Origin of the sequence: Streptomyces sp. NPDC005303 (genome assembly GCF_040607335.1) — a bacterium.
In the GTDB taxonomy this organism is placed as follows: Bacteria; Actinomycetota; Actinomycetes; order Streptomycetales; family Streptomycetaceae; genus Streptomyces.
Genome location: NZ_JBEXGM010000007.1, coordinates 213,441 through 235,522 on the forward strand (window position 1 = coordinate 213,441; position 22,082 = coordinate 235,522).

Here is a 22,082-nt window from a genome sequence, read left to right on the forward strand (position 1 = left end):
ATGCAGGCGACCGCGTACACGTACGACCCCGAAAGCCGCAGCGGGCAGGTGCTTCTCGACGACGGCACCCCCGTACCCTTCGAGGCGCCGGCGTTCGACGCGGGCGGTCTGAGGCTGCTGCGTCCCGGACAGCGCGTGCGGATCGAGATGGCCGGGGACAAGGTCACCCTGGTGACCCTCCAGACCTTCTGAACCCCCTTGCACACGCCGCGGGCCGGACTCCGATACGGAGTCCGGCCCGGCGCGTGAGTGCCCCTGTGCCCTTACCTCTTGCGGGCCGTGGCCTTCTTGGCGGTGGTGGTGCGGGCGGCCGACTTCTTGGCGGGCGCCTTCTTGGCGGTCGCCTTCTTCGCCGGGGCGCTCTTGGCCGTCGTCTTCTTGGCGGCGGTCTTGGTGGCCGCGGTGCTCTTGGCGGCGGTGCCGGTCGCCTTCTTGGCGGGGGCCTTCTTCGCCGTCGTCTTGGCGGTGGCCGTGGTCTTCTTGGCCGTCGTCTTCCTCGCGGTGGTCTTCTTGGCCGCGGCGGTCTTGGCGGTGGCCTTCTTCGCGGCCGCCTTCTTGACCGTGGCCGAAGCTCCGCCGGTCAGGCTGCCCTTGGGCGCCTTCTTGACCGCGACGTCGTTCTTCGGGAGCTTCTTCGTGCCGCTCACCAGGTCCTTGAAGCCCTGGCCCGCGCGGAAGCGCGGAACGGAGGTCTTCTTGACCCGAACCCGCTCTCCCGTCTGGGGGTTGCGGGCGTAACGGGCCGGGCGGTCGACCTTCTCGAACGAACCGAAGCCGGTGACCGAGACCCGGTCGCCCGCGACCGTCGCGCGGACGATGGCGTCCAGGACCGCGTCGACCGCGTCGGCGGCCTGCTGGCGGCCGCCCACCTTGTCGGCAATCGCTTCTACGAGCTGCGCCTTGTTCACGTCTTCCCCTTCGGAGACATTGCCAGAACGAAACTGTTCAAGCTTTTTCGCACGTTAGGCAGATATATACCGCAAATCAAACACGAAACGGGCTTATCACCCTTGTGCCGCAACGAACTCGACTGCTCTGGACTTGTTCAGCGTTCCTCTTCCGGGATTCGACCCGCGTCGAGGTCGGTCATGAACCCCTCCAGACGCCTTGTCGCTTCGACGACGTCGTGCTTGGCCGCGGCCGTAATGACCAGCAGCTTCCGGGTCAGCGCCATCCGTACGCCCTCCGGGACTTGCAGTGCGCGCACTCTTGCGTGCGCTTCCTTCAGTTGGTCCGCGACTGCCGCATAGAGCTCGAGTTGGCCGTCGTGTTCCATGCACAGATTGTGCCATCTGGGGCGAGTTGTCGCCTGCTAGGGGTGCAACTGCCGCCTCGAACGGCCTTCCGGGCACATCCGGGAGTCACGGCTACAAGGGACGCGTACCCCGACAACACCCGCCGTAACGTGGGAAGTTGAACGGGCGTGTCGCGCGGCGCGAGCCCGTCCGGACCCAGACACGGCCGTACCCCCGATCGGGCTGATCGGGGGTACGGCAGGGGTGTTGGGCTGGCCGAAACTCGACCTGTTCAGTTGCTCCGAAGGAGGGGTGCGGTCACGCCTGCAGTGTCCGCGGCTTGTACGAGGGCCGCTTGGCCTCGTACGTGGCGATGTCGGGCTCGTTCTGGAGGGTGATGGAGATGTCGTCCAGCCCGTTCAGCAGCCGCCAGCGGGAGTTCTCGTCCAGCTCGAAGCTCGCGGTGATGCCCTCGGCGCGCACCTCTCGGGCCTGGAGGTCGACCGTGATCTCGGCCTCCGGGTCCTTCTCCGTGAGCTCTTGGAGCGCGTCCACGATCTTCTGGTCGAGAACGACCGTGAGCAGGCCGTTCTTGAGCGAGTTGCCACGGAAGATGTCGGCGAAGCGGGAGGAGATCACGGCCTTGAAGCCGTAGTTCTGCAGCGCCCACACCGCGTGCTCACGGGAGGAACCGGTGCCGAAGTCGGGACCGGCGACCAGGACCGTGGCGCCCTTGCGCTCGGGCTGGTTGAGGATGAATTTCTCGTCCTTGCGCCAGGCCTCGAACAGTCCGTCCTCGAACCCGTCCCGCGTGACCTTCTTGAGCCAGTGAGCAGGGATGATCTGGTCGGTGTCGACGTTGGAACGGCGCAGCGGGACGGCCCGGCCGGTGTGCGTGGTGAATGCTTCCATGACTCTCAGACTCCAGCGGCGACAGGGGCGTCGGACAGGTCGGCGGGCGAAGCCAGGTGGCCCAGCACGGCGGTCGCGGCCGCGACCTGCGGCGACACCAGGTGCGTACGACCGCCCTTGCCCTGCCGGCCCTCGAAGTTGCGGTTGGAGGTGGACGCGGAGCGCTCACCGGGGGCCAGCTGGTCCGGGTTCATGCCCAGACACATCGAGCAGCCCGCGTGCCGCCATTCGGCGCCGGCCTCCTTGAAGACGACGTCCAGGCCCTCGGAGACGGCCTGCAGGCCCACCCGCGCGGAGCCGGGGACGACCAGCATCCGTACGCCGTCGGCGACTTTGCGGCCCTTGACGAGCTCGGCGGCGGCGCGCAGGTCCTCGATGCGTCCGTTGGTGCACGAACCTACGAAGACGGTGTCCACCTTGATGGAGCGCAGCGGCTGGCCGGCCTCCAACCCCATGTATTCCAGGGCCTTTTCGGCGGCGAGGCGCTCCGAAGCGTCTTCGTACGAAGCAGGGTCGGGGACGTCGGCCGAAAGCGGCGCGCCCTGGCCCGGGTTGGTGCCCCAGGTGACGAACGGCGACAGTTCGGCGGCCTCGATGACGACCTCGGCGTCGAACTCGGCGTCCTCGTCCGTCTTGAGGGTCTTCCAGTACGCGACGGCCGCGTCCCAGTCCTCGCCCTTGGGCGCGTGCGGGCGGCCCTCGAGGTAGTCGAAGGTGGTCTGGTCGGGGGCGATCATGCCCGCGCGGGCACCGGCCTCGATCGACATGTTGCAGATGGTCATGCGGGCTTCCATCGAGAGCTTCTCGATGGCGGAGCCGCGGTACTCCAGGACGTAGCCCTGGCCGCCGCCGGTGCCGATGCGGGCGATGATCGCCAGGATCAGGTCCTTGGCGGTGACGCCGTCGGGCAGTTCGCCGTTGACCGTGATGGCCATGGTCTTCGGGCGGACCAGGGGCAGCGTCTGGGTGGCCAGCACGTGCTCGACCTGGGAGGTGCCGATACCGAAGGCCAGACCGCCGAAGGCGCCGTGCGTGGAGGTGTGGGAGTCGCCGCAGACGACCGTCATACCGGGCTGGGTCAGACCCAGCTGCGGGCCGACGACGTGCACGACACCCTGCTCGACGTCGCCCAGCGGGTGCAGACGCACACCGAAGTCGGCGGCGTTCTTGCGCAGCGTCTCCAGCTGGATGCGCGAGACCGGGTCGGCGATCGGCTTGTCGATGTCGAGGGTCGGGGTGTTGTGGTCCTCGGTGGCGATGGTCAGGTCGAGCCGACGCACCTGGCGACCGCTCTTGCGCAGACCGTCGAAGGCCTGCGGGCTGGTCACCTCGTGCAGCAGGTGCAGATCGATGTAGAGGAGGTCGGGCTCGCCCTCGGCGCGCCGGACGACATGGTCGTCCCAGACCTTCTCCGCGAGTGTCCTACCCATCGCTTTCCCTCCGGTCGGCCAGAGCCGCGCCGACCCAACTAGAAGCTCTTGTGGAGGCGACGCCCTCGGCCCCTGTTCCCGGGCACCCGCCGCCAGGCCCGTTGGTCTGCGGGCCGCTGTGCCTACAAGGGTTGCGCGTCTCACGAAAAAAGGAACTTGCGTTTCACAGAGTGAGACGTGAGTATCGTTTCATGGACAACAGTAGCGGCGTCGGCGTTCTGGACAAGGCAGCCCTTGTCCTGAGCGCTCTGGAGTCCGGTCCGGCCACCCTCGCGGGCTTGGTCGCGGCGACCGGACTGGCACGACCCACGGCCCACCGGCTGGCCGTGGCTCTGGAACACCACCGCATGGTGGCACGCGACATGCAGGGCCGTTTCATTCTGGGCCCGCGCCTCGCCGAGCTGGCCGCGGCCGCCGGCGAGGACCGCCTCCTCGCGACGGCCGGCCCGGTGCTCACGCATCTGCGGGACATCACCGGCGAGAGCGCGCAGCTCTACCGCCGCCAGGGCGACATGCGCATCTGCGTCGCCGCGGCGGAGCGCCTGTCGGGCCTCAGGGACACGGTCCCGGTCGGCTCGACGCTCACCATGAAGGCGGGCTCCTCGGCGCAGATCCTGATGGCCTGGGAGGAGCCGGAGCGCCTGCACCGCGGCCTCCAGGGCGCCCGCTTCACGGCCACCGCCCTCTCGGGGGTACGGCGCCGCGGCTGGGCCCAGTCCATCGGTGAGCGCGAGCCGGGCGTCGCGTCCGTCTCCGCGCCCGTACGCGGCCCCTCCAACCGCGTGGTGGCCGCCGTCTCGGTCTCCGGCCCCATCGAGCGCCTGAGCCGCCACCCGGGTCGCATGCACGCCCAGGCGGTCATCGACGCGGCGGCCCGCCTCTCCGAGGCACTGCGCCGTACAGGCTGAGGGCGCCCGGGATCGTCATGCCCCCGTCGGAAAGGGACCGGCCTCAACGCCGCGGCAGGTCCTGGACCGGCGGGCAGATGATCCACCTCGGGACGCGGGGAGTTGCAGTCCCGGACTTGTGAACGAACCGTTCCTTACGCACGGTTGGCGCGCCGGGCCCACCGGAACGCAGCGAAGGCCCTCCGCCAAAGCGAAGAGCCTTCGTCTCGTACCCCCGACCGGATTCGAACCGGCGCTACCGCCTTGAGAGGGCGGCGTGCTAGGCCGCTACACAACGGGGGCCCTAGCGATCCTGCAAGCGTTTAATTTACAACGCCGCAGGTCCGAGCTGGTCTACCTGGACTCGAACCAAGAATGACGGTACCAGAAACCGTAGTGTTGCCAATTACACCATAGACCAATGTAATTCAAGGTAAAGCGTACCCCCGACCGGATTCGAACCGGCGCTACCGCCTTGAGAGGGCGGCGTGCTAGGCCGCTACACAACGGGGGCCCTAGCGATCCTGCATGAGAGCCAGCGGGTGCGACCCTGACTGACCCTCCGGGAAGGATCTGTACCCCCGACCGGATTCGAACCGGCGCTACTGCCTTGAGAGGGCAGCGTGCTAGGCCGCTACACAACGGGGGCTTCGCGGAGTTGATCTCCGCCTGCAGATGAGCTCTGCGAGCTGGCCTACCTGGACTCGAACCAAGACTAACTGAACCAGAATCAGTCGTGCTGCCAATTACACCATAGGCCACTGGAACGCAAGCCCCCCAGGGGACTTTGTTCTAGTTCGCTCCTCCGGTTCCCGGCCTTTCGGCCCGCTCCCCGGCGGCGCAGGAAGAACATTACCCGAAGGTGGACGGGGCTCCAAAACGGGTATCCGCGCCGAGGACCGCGGGGAGTTCGGCGAGTGAGGCGATCCGTCGCGGCCCGGCGGGCGTGGGCACCTGGGCGTGCACACCGCCGTCGCGGTCGATCCAGACCGACAGCAGTCCGGCCTCGGCGGCGCCCCGGCCGTCGATCTCCGGATGGTCGCCGACGTACGCCACCTGGTGCGGGGCCAGCTCCAGGGCGTCGCAGGCCGCGAGGAAGGCGCCGGCCTCGGGCTTGGAGACGCCCAGCTCGGCGGCGCACAGGATGACCTCGAAGCGGTCGTGGACGCCGAGGACGCGCAGTTTGTGGTCCTGGACGTGGATGCTGGAGTTGGACAGCACCGCGTGCCGGTGGCTGGCGGCGAGCGCGTCCAGGACGGGCAGGACGTCCGGGAAGAGGGACCAGGCGGTCTCGTAGTGAGCGATGTACCGCTGGAACCAGGCGTCGGCCTGCGCGTCGGTCAGCTCCTCGCCGAGGAACACCCGCACCCGGTCCCGCCGCTGCCCCTGGAAGTCGACCTCCCCCGCCGAGAACCGCGCCCACTGGGCGTCGGTGACCGCCCGCCACCGCACGATGGCCTGCTCGACGCTCTCGTACGCCTCCAGCAGCCCCTCGGCCGCCAGATGCAGGCCCATTCCGATGCGGTCGGCCCGCGTGTAGTCGAACAGGGTGTCGTCGACGTCCCAGACCACGGCGTGGATGCTCATGTGCCGACGGTAGCCTGCGGCGGCCGCCCGCACACCGGGGCCTCGAGCGCGTACGGGGTACGGCCGATACGTGAGGGGGCGGGACCCGGAGTTCCGAGTCCCGCCCCCTCACCTGGGCGTGAGCTACGCGGCCAGCTTCGCCAGCGCCGCGTCGATCCTCGCCAGCGTCGTCTCCTTGCCCAGGACCTCCAGGGACTCGAAGAGCGGCAGGCCGACCGTGCGGCCGGTGACGGCCACGCGGACCGGGGCCTGGGCCTTGCCGAGCTTGAGGCCGTGGGCCTCACCGGCGGCCAGGACGGCCTCCTTGAGGGACTCCGGCGAGGTCCAGTCCGCCGACTCCAGCTTCTCGCGGGCCGTGCGCAGCAGGGCGTCCGAGCCCTCCTTCATCGCCTTCGTCCAGGACGGCTCGTCGAAGACCGGCTCGGGGAGGAACAGGAAGTCGACGTTGTCGGTGATCTCCGAGAGGACCTTCAGGCGGGTCTGCGCGTGCGGGGCGATGGCCTGCCACTTCGTCTCGTCGAAGTCCTCCGGCGCCCAGGGGGCGAAGGGGGCCCTCAGCCACGGGGCGCAGCGCTCCGTGAAGTCCTTCACGTCGAGCAGGCGGATGTGGTCGGCGTTGATCGCCTCGCACTTCTTCAGGTCGAAGCGTGCCGGGTTGGGATTCACGTCGGCGATGTCGAAGGCCGCGATCAGCTCGTCGGTGGTGAAGATGTCCTTGTCCGCCGAGAGCGACCAGCCCAGCAGGGACAGGTAGTTGAGCAGGCCTTCCGGGAGGAAGCCGCGCTCGCGGTAGAGGTTGAGCGAGGCCTGCGGGTCGCGCTTGGAGAGCTTCTTGTTGCCCTCGCCCATCACGTACGGCAGGTGGCCGAAGGCGGGCACGGTCTTCGCGACGCCCAGCTCGATCAGCGCCTTGTACAGGGCGATCTGGCGCGGGGTGGAGGACAGCAGGTCCTCGCCGCGCAGGACGTGCGTGATCTCCATCAGCGCGTCGTCGACCGGGTTGACCAGGGTGTAAAGGGGCGCGCCATTGGCTCGTACGATCCCGTAGTCCGGCACGTTCTCCGGGGTGAAGGTCAGCTCGCCGCGGACCAGGTCCGTGAAGGTGATCGTCTCGTCGGGCATGCGGAAGCGGACGATGGGAGTGCGGCCCTGGGCCTTGTACTCCTCGACCTGCTCGGCGCTCAGGTCGCGGCAGTGGCCGTCGTAGCCGGACGGCTTGCCGGCGGCGCGGGCGGCCTCGCGGCGGGTGTCCAGCTCCTCCTGGGAGCAGTAGCAGTGGTACGCGTGCCCGGCGTCCAGGAGCTTGGCGGCGACGTCCTTGTAGAGGTCCATGCGCTGCGACTGCCGGTACGGCGTGTGCGGGCCGCCGACCTCGGGGCCCTCGTCCCAGTCGAAGCCCAGCCAGCGCATCGAGTCGAGGAGCTGGTTGTAGGACTCCTCGGAGTCGCGGGCCGCGTCGGTGTCCTCGATGCGGAAGACGAGCGTGCCCTGGTGGTGCCGGGCGAACGCCCAGTTGAACAGGGCGGTGCGGACCAGGCCCACGTGGGGGTTACCGGTGGGCGAGGGGCAGAAACGTACGCGGACGGGTGCGCTAGCCACGCTTGACAACCTTGTTGGTGAGAGTGCCGATGCCTTCGATGGTGACGGCGACCTCGTCGCCGACGGTGAGCGGCCCGACGCCTGCCGGGGTGCCCGTGAGGATCACGTCGCCGGGGAGCAGCGTCATGGCCTCGGAGATGTTGACGATCAGATCCTCGATCGGGTGGATCATCTCGCTGGTACGGCCGAGCTGGCGTTGTTCGCCGTTGACCGTGAGCTGGATGGTCAGGTCCGCGGCCGTTTCGAGGTCCAGGTCCGTCTCCACCCAGGGGCCCAGCGGGCAGGAGGTGTCGAAGCCCTTGGCCCGCGCCCACTGCTTCTCGCGCTTCTGGACGTCCCGGGCGGTGATGTCGTTCGCGCAGGTGTACCCGAAGATCACGTCCTTGACGCGCTCACGCGGGACCTCGCGACACATACGGCCGATGACGACGGCCAGTTCGGCCTCGTGGTGGACGTCCGCCGAGAAGGACGGGTACTGGATCTCGTCGCCGGGGCCGATCACCGAGGTGGAGGGCTTGAAGAAGGCGAACGGGACGTCCGGGACGTCGTTGCCGAGTTCCCTCGCGTGGTCGGCGTAGTTGCGCCCGTACGCGACGACCTTGTTGGGGAGCACCGGCGGCAGCAGACGCACCTTGTTGACCGGGACCTTCGTACCGGAGAGCTCGAAGTCCGCGAAGGGGATGCCCTTGATGATGTCGAGGACGAGCTCGTCCGGCCTGTCGCCCTCGACCGCGCCGAAGGCGACGTTCCCGTCGATGGAGAATCTGGCGATGCGCACGGGATCTGGGCGCCCCTCTACTCGGCCGGCTGGAGTCTGACGCTCCAGGCTAACGCGGGAAGGGGTGCCCCGAGGCTCTGGACCGCGCGGCGCCCGGGCCACCTGCCGCAAGGGCGATGATCCGGGCGCGCTACGGTTACTTCGCGGCGGAGACCGGGATCTCCATCAGGACCGTGCGCCGGGGGTTGGCGGTCTGGGCGGGGAGGTCGAGGGGGTGCTCCGGCTGCTCCTGGGTCCGCAGTGCGTCGGCGTCCTCGAGGTGCGCCAGCGTCGTGCGCCGCGGGTTGGCAATGTTGCGGAACATCATCGTCGTCTTCACGGTTGTACTCGACCTCGGCAGTTGTGGGTTGGGCAGATGGGGCCTTCTTGTAAAGCGTCAGGCTAAACATGGCATTCCCCTCCGAACTCGCGAAGACCTCATGATCGGCGTGTGAGTTTGCTCACTGACCTATGGGCAAACCGGACAATTCACGGTCCCAACCCACCCCAACGAAACGGACATTGACTCCCTGAAGCCATCATTCCGCTCCTGATCATGGCGACTGGGACACCCACCCCCGCGGGGTGACTCGCGGGCCTATGTCCGATATAGACAAAAACGCTTCCCACAGCCGGTGACACCTGCCTCACGTGGTGTCACGTAGGTCACGGTCTGACCCTCGGACCTTGTTGGAGATCCTGCACTGTGCTGGAATTCCACGGACCGCCGCGGGATCGAACCGGCGCACAGGGGGCGCTGAGAAGCGCCGAGCGGCGGTGAGAAGGGGGAGCCAGCGCCGGTCAATCACGATCATCCGGGGTGCGTATTCAGGGCGCTCCCCACAACGCCGACACCGTGCTCCGCCGTCCTGCGGAGGAGCGCCTGGTCCAGAGGTTGCGACGCTAGTGCAGGGACGTTTCAAGAGGGATGGCAGCGCTTCGGCCGAGCCGGAGCGGCACGGCGGGACTGGCCCCAATGTCGGCAGTTCCTCCCCCCAGCACGCCCAGAACCCGGGCCCGAACCCGTCCGCCGACGGTGGTTCCGGCCCCGGGCGCCCCGGCACGTCGGCGTCCTCGGGCCCGGCGGCCACGCCGCCGGTGAAGCCGCCGAAGGGCCCCGGCCCGGGGTCGCGCGTAGCCCTGCGCAACTGGCGCATCTCCACGCGCCTGGTGTCGCTGCTCGCGCTTCCCGTGGTGGCGGCCACCTCGCTGGGCGCGCTGCGCATCAACGACTCCATGGACGACATCCAGCAGCTCGACAACATGAAGCTGCTGACGGAGATGACCAAGCAGGCCACCGAGCTGGCCGCCGCCCTCCAGGAGGAGCGCGACCAGTCGGCAGGCCCGCTGGCGCACAACTCCACGGCGAGCAACATCACGGTCAAGGGCTACCGGGACAAGACGGACCGGGCCGCGACCAACTTCATCAACGCCGCCGAGGACATCGACACCTCCAGCAAGGACGGCAACCTCCAGGGTGTCCGCGACAGCCTCGTCGGTCTGGTCCGCGACCTGGACACGCTCAGCAAGATCCGCAGCGACGCCTACGAGACCAAGGGCAACGCCACCCAGACGGTGGAGTCGTACCACCGGCTGATCACCCACCTGCTGGACCTCTCCCAGGACATGGCCGAGGCCACCAGCAACCCGGACATGATCCAGCGCACCCGCGCCCTGGCGGCCTTCTCCTCCGCCAAGGAGTACGCATCCATCCAGCGCGCGATCCTCGCCGCGGCCCTGCCGGCCAACAACACGTCCCTCGGCAACCTCACCGAGAACGACCGGCTGTACGCCCAGGGCGCCCTCGAGAGCGAGGAGTCCGACCTCAGCAGCTTCCGGAGCATCTACGGCGACGACGGCGCCGAGGAACTCCTCAAGCCCATCGAGGACGGCAGCTCCACGATCGAGGCCTCCGACCAGTACGCCGGCCGCGCCTTCGGCCGGCCCGAGGGCCTCGCCGACCTCGACCGGCGCTCCTACAAGGACTGGGTCGACGACAGCTCGACCAAGATCCAGCAGATGGGCAACATCGAGCACACGCTGCTCGAGGACATGGAGCAGAAGGCCCGCGAGCTGCGCAGCGCCACCGAGCGCGACGCGATCATCGCCGGTGCGCTGATCCTGATCGTGCTGGGTGTGTCCCTGGTCGGCGCCTTCGTCGTCGCCCGGTCCATGATCCGCTCGCTGCGCCGTCTGCAGGAGACCGCCACCAAGGTCGCCCAGGACCGCCTGCCCGAGCTGGTCAAGCAGCTGTCCGAGTCCGACCCGCAGGACGTCGACACGTCCGTGGAGTCGGTCGGTGTGCACTCCCGGGACGAGATCGGCCGGGTGGCCGCGGCCTTCGACGACGTGCACCGCGAGGCGGTCCGCCTCGCCGCCGAGCAGGCCCTGCTGCGGGGCAACGTCAACGCGATGTTCACCAACCTCTCGCGCCGCTCCCAGGGCCTCATCCAGCGTCAGCTCTCGCTCATCTCCGAACTGGAGTCCCGCGAGGCCGACCCGGACCAGCTGTCCTCGCTGTTCAAGCTCGACCACCTCGCGACCCGCATGCGCCGTAACGGTGAGAACCTCCTCGTCCTCGCGGGCGAGGAGCCCGGCCGTCGCTGGACCCGCCCGGTCCCGCTGGTCGACGTGCTGCGTGCCGCCGCGTCCGAGGTGGAGCAGTACGAGCGCATCGAGCTGGCCGCCGTGCCGACCACCGAAGTGGCCGGCCGTGTGGTCAACGACCTCGTGCACCTGCTCGCCGAGCTGCTGGAGAACGCCACCTCGTTCTCCTCCCCGCAGACCAAGGTCAAGGTCACCGGTCACGCGCTGCCCGACGGCCGCGTCCTGATCGAGATCCACGACACCGGCATCGGCCTCTCCCCCGAGGACCTCGCCGCGATCAACGAGCGGCTCGCCTCGCCGCCCACCGTGGACGTCTCCGTCTCCCGCCGCATGGGCCTGTTCGTGGTCGGCCGGCTGTCCCAGCGCCACGGCATCCGCATCCAGCTGCGCCCGTCCGACTCCGGTGGTACGACCGCGCTGGTCATGCTGCCCGTCGATGTCGCCCAGGGCGGCAAGAAGCCCCAGCCCAAGCCCGGTCAGGGCGCCCCCGGTGCTCCCGCGGCGGCGCAGGCCGCCGCCGGTGTGGCCGCGGCCCGTCGTGGTGGCGGCAACGGCCAGGGCGGCGGCGCTCTCGGCGGTGCCCCCGGTGCCGCGGGCGGTGGCGCTCTCGGCGCCGGTGCCCCCTCGGGCGGGCGCCTCAACGCCGGTCAGGGACCGCGGGCCGCGCTGCCCGGCAGTGGCCAGGGCGGTCGCCCCGGTGCGCCGGGCGGGCCGCGTGGACCTCAGGTCCCCGGTATACCTCCGCAGGGCCGGCCCGCTCCGGCCGGCGCCGGGTTCGGCGGCCAGGCACCGGGTGCCCCGCAGGGCCTCCAGGCCGCGGGCACGGGTGGTCCGGGCCAGGACGCCTTCAGTGGCCAGGACGCTTTCGGCGGCGGACAGGACGCCTTCGGCGGCCGGGGTGCCGTGCCCCCGCCCGCGCAGGCCCCGAACGCCGGCCAGGCTCCCGAGCCGGGCGGCCGGCGCCGTCGGCCGCAGCTGCCGGGCCGCGGTGGTCCGCGAGCCGAGCTGCCGGGCGGCAACCAGCAGCCCCGCACGCCGAGCTGGAGCGACGAGAACGCCCAGCCGCCGGTGCCGCGGGCCTCGCTCGACGTCCCGCGCGGCCACGACGAGCAGGACCCCGCCGCCACGGCGCGCATGCCGCGGATCGAGGACCACCGGGGTCCGGCGAGCACCTCCGAGTTCCCCCGCCCGGACTTCGACGCCCCGCAGAACACGGGCCAGTTCCCGAGGCCGGGTGCGAACGCCCCGCAGAACACCGGCCAGTTCCCGAGGCCGGGATCCAACGGCCCCCAGGACACGGGCGAGTTCCCCCGCCCTGGCGCGAACGACCCGCAGAACACGGGCCAGTTCGTCCGACCGGATGTCTTCGGCACTCCGTCCGGGCAGAACGGCGGCTCGCAGACCGGGCAGTTCGCGACCCCGCAGGCGTACGACAACGGCTCGACGGGCCAGTTCGCGATGCCGGGCTACGAGGGCAGCTCCACCGGGCAGCACTCCCTGCCGGGCCGTCCGGACCCCGCGTCCACGGGCCAGTTCGAGCGCCCCCAGACCAACGGCGCCGACTTCGGTGCCCCGCGGCCGCCCATGCCGCCGCGGCCGCAGCAGCGGCCGGTCCGCCAGGAGCCGGAGGCGTTGCCGCCCGCGGGTCCCGGTGACGGCCGTACGCCGCTGTACGACACGTTGGAGACCAACTGGTTCCACGGCAGCCAGCAGCAGGGACAGGAGCAGCCGTCCAACGGCAACGGCTCCTCCCCGGCTCAGGCTCCGCGGCAGCAGCAGGCTCCGGCGGGATCACAGAGTTCCGCCGCCGCTCCGCAACGGCCCGCGGCCTCCGCGGCCTGGCGCAGCTCGCCGAACGACGACCTCGTCCGGCAGGCGGAGCGCGTCCGGCAGCCGGCCGCGGGCGGTGTCACCACCTCCGGTCTGCCGCGCCGGGTGCCCAGGGCGAACCTCGTCCCGGGTACGGCTCAGCAGCAACAGCACCAAAGCGGTCCGGCTGTCTCGCGTGCGCCTGACGACGTGCGCGGCCGGCTGACCAATCTCCGTCGGGGTATCGCGCAAGGTCGTCAGGTCGGCGGCAACAACGGCCAGACGGGCAGTTTCCCGAACCCCACTCACCAGCAGGAGCGTTAGTTGAGCCCGATGAGCCAGGCGGCACAGAACCTCAACTGGTTGATCACCAACTTTGTGGACAACACCCCCGGGGTGTCCCACACCGTCGTCGTGTCCGCCGACGGCCTTCTGCTGGCGATGTCCGAGGGCTTCCCGCGCGACCGTGCCGACCAGCTGGCGGCCGTCGCCTCGGGGCTGACCTCGCTCACGGCGGGCGCCTCTCGGATCTTCGAGGGCGGCAGCGTGGCCCAGACCGTCGTGGAGATGGAGCGGGGATTCCTCTTCCTCATGTCCGTCTCGGACGGTTCCTCGCTCGCGGTCCTCGCGCACCCGGAATGCGACATCGGCCTCGTCGGCTATGAGATGGCACTGCTCGTCGATCGCGCGGGGGCCGTCCTCACGCCGGATCTGCGAGCCGAGCTGCAAGGCAGTCTGCTCCACTGACCCCACCGGATCCACCCGTCTCACCAAATCACCGTCCGGCCGCCACAATCCCCCCACCGGCCTCACCAGACGGCTAGCCAGACCGACTTGCTGTCCCGCCCGGAGGATTCATGACCCCGCCCACCGCCTCTCATGATCCGTACGCGGAGCCGTACGAGGACGAGGGCGACCAGCCGCTGGTACGTCCGTACGCGATGACCGGCGGCCGGACCCGGCCGCGCTACCAGCTCGCCATCGAGGCCCTGATCAGCACCACGGCCGACCCGGCGGCGCTCATGGGACTGCTCCCCGAGCACCAGCGCATCTGCCACCTGTGCCGTGAGGTGAAGTCGGTCGCCGAGGTCTCGGCACTGCTCGCCATGCCGCTCGGGGTGGCCAGGATCCTCGTCGCGGACCTCGCCGAGGCCGGCCTGGTGGCCATCCACCAGCCGGGCGGCGACGAGAACAACGGCGGCGCTCCCGATGTGACGCTGCTCGAAAGGGTGCTCAGTGGACTTCGCAAGCTCTGACACGGGGCGGGCCACCACGTCCGCGAAGATCGTGGTGGCGGGTGGCTTCGGCGTGGGCAAGACCACGTTCGTCGGCGCGGTCTCCGAGATCAACCCGCTGCGTACCGAGGCCGTGATGACGTCCGCGTCAGCGGGCATCGACGACCTCACCCACACCGGGGACAAGACGACCACCACGGTCGCCATGGACTTCGGCCGCATCACGCTCGACCAGGACCTGATCCTGTACCTCTTCGGTACGCCCGGTCAGGACCGCTTCTGGTTCATGTGGGACGACCTGGTCCGCGGCGCCATCGGCGCGGTCGTCCTGGTCGACACCCGGCGTCTGGCCGACTGCTTCCCCGCGGTCGACTACTTCGAGAACAGCGGTCTGCCCTTCGTCGTGGCCCTCAACGGCTTCGACGGGCACCAGCCGTACGCTCCCGAGGAGGTCCGGGAGGCCCTGCAGATCGGGCCGGACGCGCCGATCATCACGACGGACGCCCGGCACCGCTCGGACGCCAAGAGCGCCCTGATCACCCTGGTCGAGCACGCCCTGATGGCACGTCTGCGGTAACGCCCCAGGGACGTGTCGACCAGCTCCCAAATCAACAGCGTCATACGGCAGTTGTCGTAGATGTCCCGGAGTCGGCTGTGGCCTTGGACACGGTCGGCCCCGGGGTTCATAACGTTTCGGCAGAGGAATCGGGTGGTACGGCCACGCGTGGTTGCCAACCGGTCTCGCTGCGCTCACAACGGCCCCGCCTTTTGGCGGGGCTCGCTCTTTATGACCGTTTTATCTGGGGCTTACATCACGCGGAATCCGTGCGTACCACTGTTTGGAGGTGTGCAGGCCGTCGTGCTGGAATGCCTGAACTGCCCAATAGTCAATGACGTACTCACTAGTCGATGACGTACTGGGCTCTGAGAGACTGCGGCACAACCTAGGTGCCGACCCCTCCGAGAGGTTGTTGGTCGAGTGAGGCGAAGCAAGAACGGTCCCGAGCCGTCGGCCCGGGGCAACTTCACCCCGCCGCCGCGCGGAGCGGCGTCCGCCCCTGTGCCCGGTCCGGAGCCGACGGCCGCGCCGCCGTCGGGTGGCGGCCGGTTCTCCCCGCGCAACTGGCGGGTGCCCACCCGGCTGAACGCGATCCTGCTCATACCCGTGATCGTCGGCCTTGTCATGGGCGGCTTCCAGGTCAAGAGCTCGATCGACACCTGGCGGGAGGCCGAGGACGCGGAGAACACCGCGCGTCTGGTGCGGGCCGCTCTCACCTACGCCGACGCCCTCTACAACGAGCGCGACAACACCGCCGCCCCCTTGCTGAGCGGCGAGGGCCAGGACAACGCCACGGTCGTCGCCACCCGCAAGAAGACCGACGAGGCCGCGGACGCCTTCAACGAGGCCGCCAAGAACATGCCGCAGAAGGCGGGCCTCGAGCGCCGCCTGAAGCTGTTCCGGGACGGCGAGGGCGGCCTCCAGACGCTGCGCGCGGGCGCCTACACCTCCTCCAAGTTCACCGGTGTGAAGACCGAGGAGGGCTACACCCAGGTCGCGCACCCGCTGACGGAGTTCGCCAACGAGCTCGGCCTCGGCACCGGCAACATCACCAGCTACGGCCGTACCGTCTACGCCATCGAGCTCACCAAGGCGGCCCTGTCGCTGCAGCGCTCCATCGGCATGCATCTGCTGATCAAGCCCGGCCCGGGTCTGAGCAGCTTCGCCAGCCAGAAGGTCGCCCTCTCCTCGTACGCGTACCTGGAGGGCATCGCCGTCGAGGAGTACATCGGCGGTGGCACCGAGGCCGACGCGGCGAAGCTCGACGCGGCCAAGAAGCAGATCCAGACGGACGGAGCGGCGCTGGCCAAGGAGGCCGCCGCCAAGGACCCGGACTACGTCCCGCCGCCGTCCAGCTCGACGCAAATGGTCTCCAGCATCGCCCAGCTGCCGTCGATGGACGAAAGCGCCCGTGCGGCCCTCGCCAAGGGCGGCATCACCGCCGAGAACTGGTGGGCGGTCAACACCCTCAAGTACAACGCGTACCGGCAGATCGAGACCGACCTGGCCGACACCGCGGTGAACGAGGCCGCGAGCATCGCCGACACCGCCAAGCGCGACGCCTTCATCGTGGGTGCCGCCGTCGTGGTCGCCCTGCTCCTCGCGTTCATCCTGGCCGGCGCGGTCGCCCGGCAGATGTCCCGCGCGATGCGCCAGCTGCGCAACGCCGCCTTCGGTATCGCCGAGCAGCGTCTGCCGATGCTGGTCGACCAGCTCTCGCGCACCGACCCCGGCCGGGTCGACACCCGGGTCGCCCCGATCCCGATCACCACCAAGGACGAGATCGGCGAGGTCGCCCGCGCCTTCGACCAGGTCCACCGCGAGGCCGTACGACTCGCCTCCGAGCAGGCCCTGCTGCGGGGCAACATCAACGCGATCTTCACCAACCTGTCCCGGCGCAACCAGTCGCTGATCGAGGGCCAGCTGACCCTGATCACCGACCTGGAGAACAACGAGGCCGACCCGGACCAGCTGGAGAACCTGTTCCGCCTGGACCACCTCGCGACCCGTATGCGCCGCAACGGCGAGAACCTCCTGGTCCTCGCCGGCGAGGAGCCCGGCCGCCGCTGGGACCAGCCGGTCCCGCTGGTCGACGTGCTGCGCGCCGCCTCCTCCGAGGTGGAGCAGTACGAGCGTGTCGAGCTGTCCGGCGTCCCGGAGGCCGAGATCCACGGCCGCGCGGTCACCGACCTCGTGCACCTGCTCGCCGAGCTCCTCGAGAACGCCACCACGTTCTCCTCGCCGCAGACCAAGGTCCGCGTCACCGCGACCCGGCTGCCCGACGGCCGCATCATGATCGAGATCCACGACAAGGGCATCGGCCTCACCGCCGAGGACTTCGCGGACATCAACCACAAGCTGGCCAACCCGCCGACCGTGGACGCGGCGATCTCGCAGCGCATGGGCCTGTTCGTGGTCGGGCGCCTGTCCGACCGGCACGGCATCCGCGTCCAGCTGCGCCCCTCGGGCGAGCAGGCCGGTACCACCTCGCTGGTCATGCTGCCCGACGCGATCACCCATGGTGGTGGCGGCGAGCACCAGCCGGCCGGCGACGAGTTCACCGTCTCGCAGATCATGCCGGAGCAGCAGCAGTACCAGGGCGAGGACTTCAACAACGGTCTGCCCATGCGTACGGCGGCGGAGCTCGGCTTCGACGACAGCCGCTACTCCGAGGTCCCGGACGACATACGCGAGCTGGACCCGGTCGGCCGTTCCCTGATGCGCGAGGAGCGTCGCGCGGCCCTGGAGGCGCAGAGCCAGGACGAGCCGCCGGCCCTGCAGGGTCCGGACCCGTCGTACACCGAGGCGTTCGACGCCTCCCGCGCCGCCCCGCAGACCGGCTACGACAACAGCCGCAACGGCTACCCCGAGCAGCAGCCCGCCTCGTACGACCAGCAGACGTCGTACGAGGAGGCGCGGCAGGCGCCGTACGAGGAGCAGCGGCAGACGGCGTACGAGGAGCCGAACCGTCCGGCGTACGAGGAGCCGTACTTCGCGCAGAACGGCGGCCTGCCGCAGAACGACACCTTCTCCCCCGCCGGCGGCTACCCGGAGCCCTCCTATGCGGAGCCGGTCCAGGAGGAGCCCGCGGCGGTGCACGCCGCCGCCCCGGAGACCTTCTCGGGCTTCGAGGAGCGCCGCTACCAGGATGACTGGCCGCAGTCGGACGGTTACCGCAACGGCTACCCGGACCAGTACGCTCCGGAAGCGGAATCTGCGCAGGCCGCTGACGTGAGTGAGCGCGACCGCGTAGGCTTCGACCGTCCGGGGCCGGCCCCCGCCTCCGTGGGTCACGAGCTGACCGACGCCGGGCTCCCCCGCCGTGGCCTCACCGGAAGCGGCGCGAACGGCTCGAACGGCACGCGGAACGCGAACCAGGAGCCGTCGCCCTCAGCGCCGGAGAGCAACGGCGGCGGCGACAGCTGGCGCTCGGCCAACGACGCGCGGTGGCAGCAGGCCTCCCAGCTCCGGAAGCCCAAGGCGGGCGGGGTCACCTCCTCCGGTCTGCCGCGGCGGGTACCCAAGGCCAACCTGGTCGAGGGAGCCGCCGAAGCCACCCACCAGGGAGGCCCCTCGGTCTCCCGTGCTCCGGAGGACGTCCGGGGCAGGCTGAGCAACCTGCGTCGCGGTGTCCAGCGGGGCCGCAACGCAGGCAGTGAAACGAACGGTCAGGGCTTCGGTTCTGACAGCACCTACAACCAGGAGCGTTAGTGTGAGCCCGATGAGCCAGGCGGCGCAGAACCTGAACTGGTTGATCACCAACTTCGTGGACAACACCCCGGGGGTGTCCCACACGGTGGTGGTCTCCGCCGACGGACTCCTTCTGGCGATGTCCGAAGGCTTTCCTCGCGACCGAGCCGACCAGCTTGCGGCCGTCGCCTCCGGTCTGACCTCGCTGACCGCGGGTGCCTCGCGCATCTTCGAGGGCGGCGCGGTGAACCAGACGGTTGTGGAGATGGAGCGGGGATTCCTCTTCATCATGTCCGTGTCCGACGGTTCTTCCCTCGCGGTTCTCGCACATCCGGAGGCCGACATCGGTCTCATCGGGTACGAGATGGCTCTGCTGGTGGACCGTGCAGGTTCGGTCCTGACGCCGGATCTGCGTGCCGAGCTCCAGGGCAGCCTGCTCAACTGACAGACAGACGGTGCGTTTTGGCGTCCCGGGGCCGTAAGGTTTCGGGACGCGGCTCCACACAGCGTGATGGGTGCCCCGGCACAGTCGGAGGAGGAGAGAAAGTGGCAACACCCCCAGGTGGTTCATCTGGCAATTGGTCGTACGGCCCTGGCCAGGGTCAGAACGACGGTTCTCAGAACCCGAACCGCTACAACTTCCCCTCCGCACCCAGCCAGCGGCGCCAGCAGCCGTACGCCCCCCAGGGGCCCGGGCCGTCGCCGTACGACCAGCCGCCGGCCCCGCGCATCCAGCCCGTGCAGCCGCAGCGGCGCTCCGAGCCGGCGCCCGCCGGGGCGTCGAACAACCCCTTGGTGCGTCCGTACGCCATGACCGGCGGCCGGACTCGCCCGCGCTACCAGCTCGCCATCGAGGCGCTGGTGCACACCACCGCACAGCCGCACCAGATGCAGGGCCAGTTGCCCGAGCATCAGCGGATCTGCAATCTCTGCCGAGAGATCAAGTCGGTAGCCGAGATCTCGGCGTTGCTGACCATTCCCCTCGGCGTGGCCAGGATCCTCGTCGCCGACTTGGCGGAGGCGGGCCTGGTCGCCATCCATCAGCCCGGCGGCGACGAGAGCGCCGGCGGCCAGCCAGACGTGACACTGCTCGAAAGGGTGCTCAGTGGACTTCGCAAGCTCTAGCGGCGGTCCTTCCCGCTCCACCACCTCGGCGAAGATCGTGGTGGCGGGTGGCTTCGGCGTGGGCAAGACCACGTTCGTCGGGGCCGTCTCGGAGATCAACCCGCTGCGTACCGAGGCCGTGATGACGTCCGCGTCAGCGGGCATCGACGACCTCACCCACACCGGGGACAAGACGACCACCACGGTCGCCATGGACTTCGGCCGCATCACCCTGGACCAGGACCTGATCCTGTACCTCTTCGGTACACCCGGCCAGGACCGCTTCTGGTTCATGTGGGACGACCTGGTCCGCGGCGCCATCGGCGCGATCGTCCTCGTCGACACGAGGCGCCTTGCCGACTGCTTCCCGGCTGTCGACTACTTCGAGAACTCGGGGCTTCCCTTTGTGATCGCCCTGAACGGCTTCGACGGCCAGCAGCCGTACAACCCGGACGAGGTCCGGGAGGCTCTGCAGATCGGGCCGGACACGCCGATCATCACGACGGACGCGCGGCACCGGGCCGATGCGAAGTCTGCTCTTATCACGCTGGTCGAGCACGCTTTGATGGCTCGACTGCGGTAGGTGGTTCTTGCGGCTACCGGGCTGCCACGGACGGTTGTATGCCGTCTGCGGCAGCCCTTTGGCTTGTCGCGCAGTTCCCCGCGCCCCTGAACAACGCCTAGGGCCCCCTCTCTTGCGAGAGGGGGCCCTAGGCGTCGTGTCCGGGCTCAGTGCCAGCTGTGCGGGGCTCGGAAGCCGCCCTCGCGCTCCAGGCGGCGCCAGCCGGCCTTGGGGCGGCCTCGGTGGGCCGGGGCCTCGGAGGGCTGGGCCGCGGCGCGAGCCAGCAGGATCGCCGTGATGGCGGCGACTTCCTCGGGCTCGGCGTGGCCCTTCTCGACGCGGATGTCAGGGGTGCTCATAGGTCACAGTCTCCGTGAGAGAGGTTTCCGCGAGGGTGTCGCGGAGGGTCCGCGGGGTTACTGCGGAGGGTTGCCGTGCTTGCGGGAGGGCAGATCGGCGTGCTTCGACTGGAGCATCGCCAGGGACCGGATCAGGACCTCGCGGGTTTCCGCCGGGTCGATCACGTCGTCCACCAGGCCACGCTCCGCCGCGTAGTACGGGTGCATGAGCTCGGACTTGTACTCCTTGACCATGCGGGCCCGCATGGCCTCGGGGTCCTCGGCCTCGGCGATCTGGCGCCGGAAGATGACGTTGGCGGCACCTTCGGCGCCCATCACCGCGATCTCGTTCGTCGGCCAGGCGTAGGTGAGGTCGGCGCCGATGGACTGGCTGTCCATGACGATGTAGGCCCCTCCGTACGCCTTGCGCAGGATCAGGGAGATCCGCGGCACGGTGGCGTTGCAGTAGGCGTACAGCAGCTTGGCGCCGTGGCGGATGATTCCGCCGTGCTCCTGGTCGACACCCGGGAGGAACCCGGGGACGTCCAGGAAAGTGACGATCGGGATGTTAAAAGCGTCACACATCTGGACAAAGCGTGCAGCTTTTTCCGATGCCTCGATGTCCAGGACGCCGGCGAGCGTCGAGGGCTGGTTGGCCACGATGCCGACGACCTGGCCGTCCAGGCGGGCCAGCGCACAGATGATGTTGCGGGCCCAGCGCTCGTGGACCTCCAGGTAGTCGCCGTCGTCGACGATCTCCTCGATGACCTTGGTCATGTCGTACGGCCGGTTGCCGTCCGCCGGGACCAGGTCGAGCAGTACGTCACCGCGCCGGTCGGCCGCGTCGGTGGACTCCACCCGCGGCGGGTTCTCCCGGTTGTTCTGCGGGAGCATCGACAGCAGGTAGCGCACCTCGGCGAGGCACGTCTCCTCGTCGTCGTAGGCGAAGTGGCAGACACCGGACGTCTCGGCGTGCACATCGGCGCCGCCGAGGCCGTTCTGGGTGATCTCCTCGCCCGTCACGGCCTTCACCACGTCCGGCCCCGTGATGAACATCTGGGAGGTCTCGCGGACCATGAAGACGAAGTCGGTGAGGGCGGGGCTGTAGGCCGCACCGCCCGCGCACGGGCCGAGCATCACCGAGATCTGCGGGATGACGCCCGACGCCTTGGTGTTGCGCTGGAAGATGCCGCCGTAGCCCGCGAGGGCGCTCACACCCTCCTGGATACGGGCGCCCGCGCCGTCGTTCAGCGACACCAGCGGCGCCCCGGCCGCGATGGCCATGTCCATGATCTTGTGGATCTTCGTGGCGTGGGCCTCGCCCAGTGCGCCGCCGAAGATGCGGAAGTCGTGGGCGTAGACGAAGACCGTACGGCCCTCCACCGTGCCCCAGCCGGTGATGACACCGTCGGTGTACGGCTTCTTGGCCTCCAGGCCGAACCCCGTCGCCCGGTGCCGGCGCAGCTGCTCGACCTCCTGGAAGGACCCCGGGTCGAGGAGCAGCTCGATGCGCTCCCGTGCGGTCAGCTTGCCCTTGGCGTGCTGCGCCTCGGTCGCCTTCTCGCTGGGGCCGGCCAGGGCCGTCGCACGGATCTCGTGCAGCTCGGCCACCCGCCCGCGCGCGTCCGTCGGCTCACCCGTCGACTCACTCGGCGCCTCATCCAAAACGGTCATGTAGCGACCATACGAACACCCGCGAGAAAAGCGAGCCGTCGACTCCTCACAGTCTCCGGCCCGTTTTCCTGGTGCGACCGAACAGAACCCTGGAAGC

Annotated in this window: 20 protein-coding genes and 5 tRNA genes; 10 read left to right on the forward strand and 15 right to left on the reverse strand. The window is 69.5% G+C overall.

The features are described from left to right. On the forward strand, positions 1 to 192 hold the full coding sequence (locus tag ABZT93_RS13790; RefSeq protein ID WP_356103393.1) for a hypothetical protein: 192 nt from the start codon (positions 1 to 3) through the stop codon (positions 190 to 192). Positions 193 to 263: 71 nt separating this feature from the next. Here ABZT93_RS13790 and ABZT93_RS13795 read toward each other — a convergent pair whose 3' ends face one another. The 4 genes from ABZT93_RS13795 to leuC form a co-directional block, all read right to left on the reverse strand. After that, entirely contained in the window at positions 264 to 908 is a 645-nt protein-coding gene (locus ABZT93_RS13795; protein WP_356103395.1) for an HU family DNA-binding protein, read from the reverse strand. A gap of 137 nt (positions 909 to 1,045) precedes the next feature. Beyond that, entirely contained in the window at positions 1,046 to 1,276 is a 231-nt protein-coding gene (locus tag ABZT93_RS13800; protein WP_280849110.1) for a hypothetical protein, read from the reverse strand. Between the two features lie 277 nt (positions 1,277 to 1,553). Continuing rightward, entirely contained in the window at positions 1,554 to 2,147 is a 594-nt protein-coding gene (gene leuD / locus ABZT93_RS13805; protein WP_356103398.1) for a 3-isopropylmalate dehydratase small subunit, read from the reverse strand. A 5-nt stretch (positions 2,148 to 2,152) separates the two neighbouring features. After that, positions 2,153 to 3,577 carry a 3-isopropylmalate dehydratase large subunit gene (gene leuC / locus ABZT93_RS13810; RefSeq protein ID WP_356103400.1) on the reverse strand — a complete coding sequence of 475 codons (1,425 nt, stop codon included), beginning with the start codon at positions 3,575 to 3,577 and terminating at the stop codon, positions 2,153 to 2,155. A gap of 191 nt (positions 3,578 to 3,768) precedes the next feature. On the opposite strand from leuC, the gene ndgR reads away from it, so the two are divergent. Next, the gene (gene ndgR / locus ABZT93_RS13815) at positions 3,769 to 4,485 is read left to right on the forward strand and encodes an IclR family transcriptional regulator NdgR (protein ID WP_286064918.1); all 717 of its coding nucleotides are present in this window, start codon (positions 3,769 to 3,771) and stop codon (positions 4,483 to 4,485) included. Between the two features lie 209 nt (positions 4,486 to 4,694). On the opposite strand, the gene ABZT93_RS13820 is transcribed toward ndgR, so the two are convergent. The 9 genes from ABZT93_RS13820 to ABZT93_RS13860 form a co-directional block, all read right to left on the reverse strand. Then, positions 4,695 to 4,767: transfer RNA gene (locus ABZT93_RS13820), tRNA-Glu, on the reverse strand. Positions 4,768 to 4,813: 46 nt separating this feature from the next. Beyond that, positions 4,814 to 4,885, reverse strand: a tRNA-Gln gene (locus tag ABZT93_RS13825). A 20-nt stretch (positions 4,886 to 4,905) separates the two neighbouring features. Further along, a tRNA-Glu gene (locus ABZT93_RS13830) sits at positions 4,906 to 4,978 on the reverse strand. A 62-nt stretch (positions 4,979 to 5,040) separates the two neighbouring features. Next, positions 5,041 to 5,113 (reverse strand) — tRNA-Glu (locus tag ABZT93_RS13835). A 40-nt stretch (positions 5,114 to 5,153) separates the two neighbouring features. Beyond that, positions 5,154 to 5,225 (reverse strand) — tRNA-Gln (locus tag ABZT93_RS13840). Positions 5,226 to 5,316: 91 nt separating this feature from the next. Further along, the gene (locus ABZT93_RS13845; RefSeq protein WP_356103403.1) at positions 5,317 to 6,051 is read right to left on the reverse strand and encodes an HAD family hydrolase; all 735 of its coding nucleotides are present in this window, start codon (positions 6,049 to 6,051) and stop codon (positions 5,317 to 5,319) included. Positions 6,052 to 6,174: 123 nt separating this feature from the next. Then, a complete protein-coding gene (gltX, locus tag ABZT93_RS13850; protein ID WP_356103405.1) occupies positions 6,175 to 7,659 on the reverse strand; it encodes a glutamate--tRNA ligase in 1,485 nt (494 codons plus the stop codon). Continuing rightward, positions 7,643 to 8,428, reverse strand: coding sequence for a fumarylacetoacetate hydrolase family protein (locus ABZT93_RS13855; RefSeq protein ID WP_356103408.1), 786 nt, complete (start codon positions 8,426 to 8,428; stop codon positions 7,643 to 7,645). Before ABZT93_RS13855 ends, gltX begins: the two co-directional genes overlap by 17 nt. Before the next feature lie 136 nt (positions 8,429 to 8,564). Further along, positions 8,565 to 8,747, reverse strand: a complete 183-nt coding sequence (locus ABZT93_RS13860; RefSeq protein WP_356103410.1) for a hypothetical protein — start codon at positions 8,745 to 8,747, stop codon at positions 8,565 to 8,567. Positions 8,748 to 9,313: 566 nt separating this feature from the next. Between ABZT93_RS13860 and ABZT93_RS13865 the strand changes: the two genes are divergently transcribed. From ABZT93_RS13865 to ABZT93_RS13900, 8 genes are all read left to right on the forward strand, one after another. Beyond that, complete coding sequence (locus ABZT93_RS13865) at positions 9,314 to 13,147, forward strand: nitrate- and nitrite sensing domain-containing protein (protein WP_356103412.1); 3,834 nt, start codon at positions 9,314 to 9,316, stop codon at positions 13,145 to 13,147. Positions 13,148 to 13,156: 9 nt separating this feature from the next. Then, on the forward strand, positions 13,157 to 13,570 hold the full coding sequence (locus ABZT93_RS13870; protein ID WP_003993189.1) for a roadblock/LC7 domain-containing protein: 414 nt from the start codon (positions 13,157 to 13,159) through the stop codon (positions 13,568 to 13,570). Positions 13,571 to 13,680: 110 nt separating this feature from the next. Continuing rightward, a complete protein-coding gene (locus ABZT93_RS13875) occupies positions 13,681 to 14,079 on the forward strand; it encodes a DUF742 domain-containing protein (protein ID WP_003973454.1) in 399 nt (132 codons plus the stop codon). Then, positions 14,060 to 14,635, forward strand: a complete 576-nt coding sequence (locus ABZT93_RS13880) for an ATP/GTP-binding protein (protein ID WP_356103414.1) — start codon at positions 14,060 to 14,062, stop codon at positions 14,633 to 14,635. The genes ABZT93_RS13875 and ABZT93_RS13880 overlap by 20 nt, the downstream gene beginning before the upstream one ends. Positions 14,636 to 15,037: 402 nt before the next feature. Further along, a complete protein-coding gene (locus ABZT93_RS13885; RefSeq protein WP_356103417.1) occupies positions 15,038 to 18,328 on the forward strand; it encodes a nitrate- and nitrite sensing domain-containing protein in 3,291 nt (1,096 codons plus the stop codon). A gap of 10 nt (positions 18,329 to 18,338) precedes the next feature. After that, the gene (locus tag ABZT93_RS13890) at positions 18,339 to 18,752 is read left to right on the forward strand and encodes a roadblock/LC7 domain-containing protein (protein ID WP_007384910.1); all 414 of its coding nucleotides are present in this window, start codon (positions 18,339 to 18,341) and stop codon (positions 18,750 to 18,752) included. Positions 18,753 to 18,853: 101 nt separating this feature from the next. Beyond that, positions 18,854 to 19,432, forward strand: a complete 579-nt coding sequence (locus ABZT93_RS13895) for a DUF742 domain-containing protein (RefSeq protein ID WP_356103419.1) — start codon at positions 18,854 to 18,856, stop codon at positions 19,430 to 19,432. After that, positions 19,413 to 19,994: an ATP/GTP-binding protein gene (locus tag ABZT93_RS13900; protein ID WP_009314218.1), complete on the forward strand. Its 582-nt coding sequence runs from the start codon at positions 19,413 to 19,415 to the stop codon at positions 19,992 to 19,994. Before ABZT93_RS13895 ends, ABZT93_RS13900 begins: the two co-directional genes overlap by 20 nt. A 146-nt stretch (positions 19,995 to 20,140) precedes the next feature. Here the strand turns inward: ABZT93_RS13900 and ABZT93_RS13905 are convergent, their stop codons facing one another. Both ABZT93_RS13905 and ABZT93_RS13910 read right to left on the reverse strand, forming a co-directional pair. Beyond that, the gene (locus tag ABZT93_RS13905) at positions 20,141 to 20,332 is read right to left on the reverse strand and encodes an acyl-CoA carboxylase subunit epsilon (protein ID WP_355741219.1); all 192 of its coding nucleotides are present in this window, start codon (positions 20,330 to 20,332) and stop codon (positions 20,141 to 20,143) included. 57 nt (positions 20,333 to 20,389) lie between these two features. Beyond that, positions 20,390 to 21,985: an acyl-CoA carboxylase subunit beta gene (locus tag ABZT93_RS13910; protein WP_356103422.1), complete on the reverse strand. Its 1,596-nt coding sequence runs from the start codon at positions 21,983 to 21,985 to the stop codon at positions 20,390 to 20,392. Positions 21,986 to 22,082: the final 97 nt, after the last annotated feature.

What these genes read in the sequence shown, in the direction of transcription:
- ABZT93_RS13790 (WP_356103393.1), top strand. Translation starts at nt 1, where the DNA reads ATGCAGGCGACCGCGTACACGTACGACCCCGAAAGCCGCAGCGGGCAG.
- ABZT93_RS13800 (WP_280849110.1), bottom strand. Translation starts at nt 1,276, where the DNA reads ATGGAACACGACGGCCAACTCGAGCTCTATGCGGCAGTCGCGGACCAA.
- leuD (WP_356103398.1), bottom strand. Translation starts at nt 2,147, where the DNA reads ATGGAAGCATTCACCACGCACACCGGCCGGGCCGTCCCGCTGCGCCGT.
- leuC (WP_356103400.1), bottom strand. Translation starts at nt 3,577, where the DNA reads ATGGGTAGGACACTCGCGGAGAAGGTCTGGGACGACCATGTCGTCCGG.
- ndgR (WP_286064918.1), top strand. Translation starts at nt 3,769, where the DNA reads ATGGACAACAGTAGCGGCGTCGGCGTTCTGGACAAGGCAGCCCTTGTC.
- ABZT93_RS13845 (WP_356103403.1), bottom strand. Translation starts at nt 6,051, where the DNA reads ATGAGCATCCACGCCGTGGTCTGGGACGTCGACGACACCCTGTTCGAC.
- ABZT93_RS13870 (WP_003993189.1), top strand. Translation starts at nt 13,157, where the DNA reads ATGAGCCAGGCGGCACAGAACCTCAACTGGTTGATCACCAACTTTGTG.
- ABZT93_RS13875 (WP_003973454.1), top strand. Translation starts at nt 13,681, where the DNA reads ATGACCCCGCCCACCGCCTCTCATGATCCGTACGCGGAGCCGTACGAG.
- ABZT93_RS13890 (WP_007384910.1), top strand. Translation starts at nt 18,339, where the DNA reads ATGAGCCAGGCGGCGCAGAACCTGAACTGGTTGATCACCAACTTCGTG.
- ABZT93_RS13905 (WP_355741219.1), bottom strand. Translation starts at nt 20,332, where the DNA reads ATGAGCACCCCTGACATCCGCGTCGAGAAGGGCCACGCCGAGCCCGAG.
- ABZT93_RS13910 (WP_356103422.1), bottom strand. Translation starts at nt 21,985, where the DNA reads ATGACCGTTTTGGATGAGGCGCCGAGTGAGTCGACGGGTGAGCCGACG.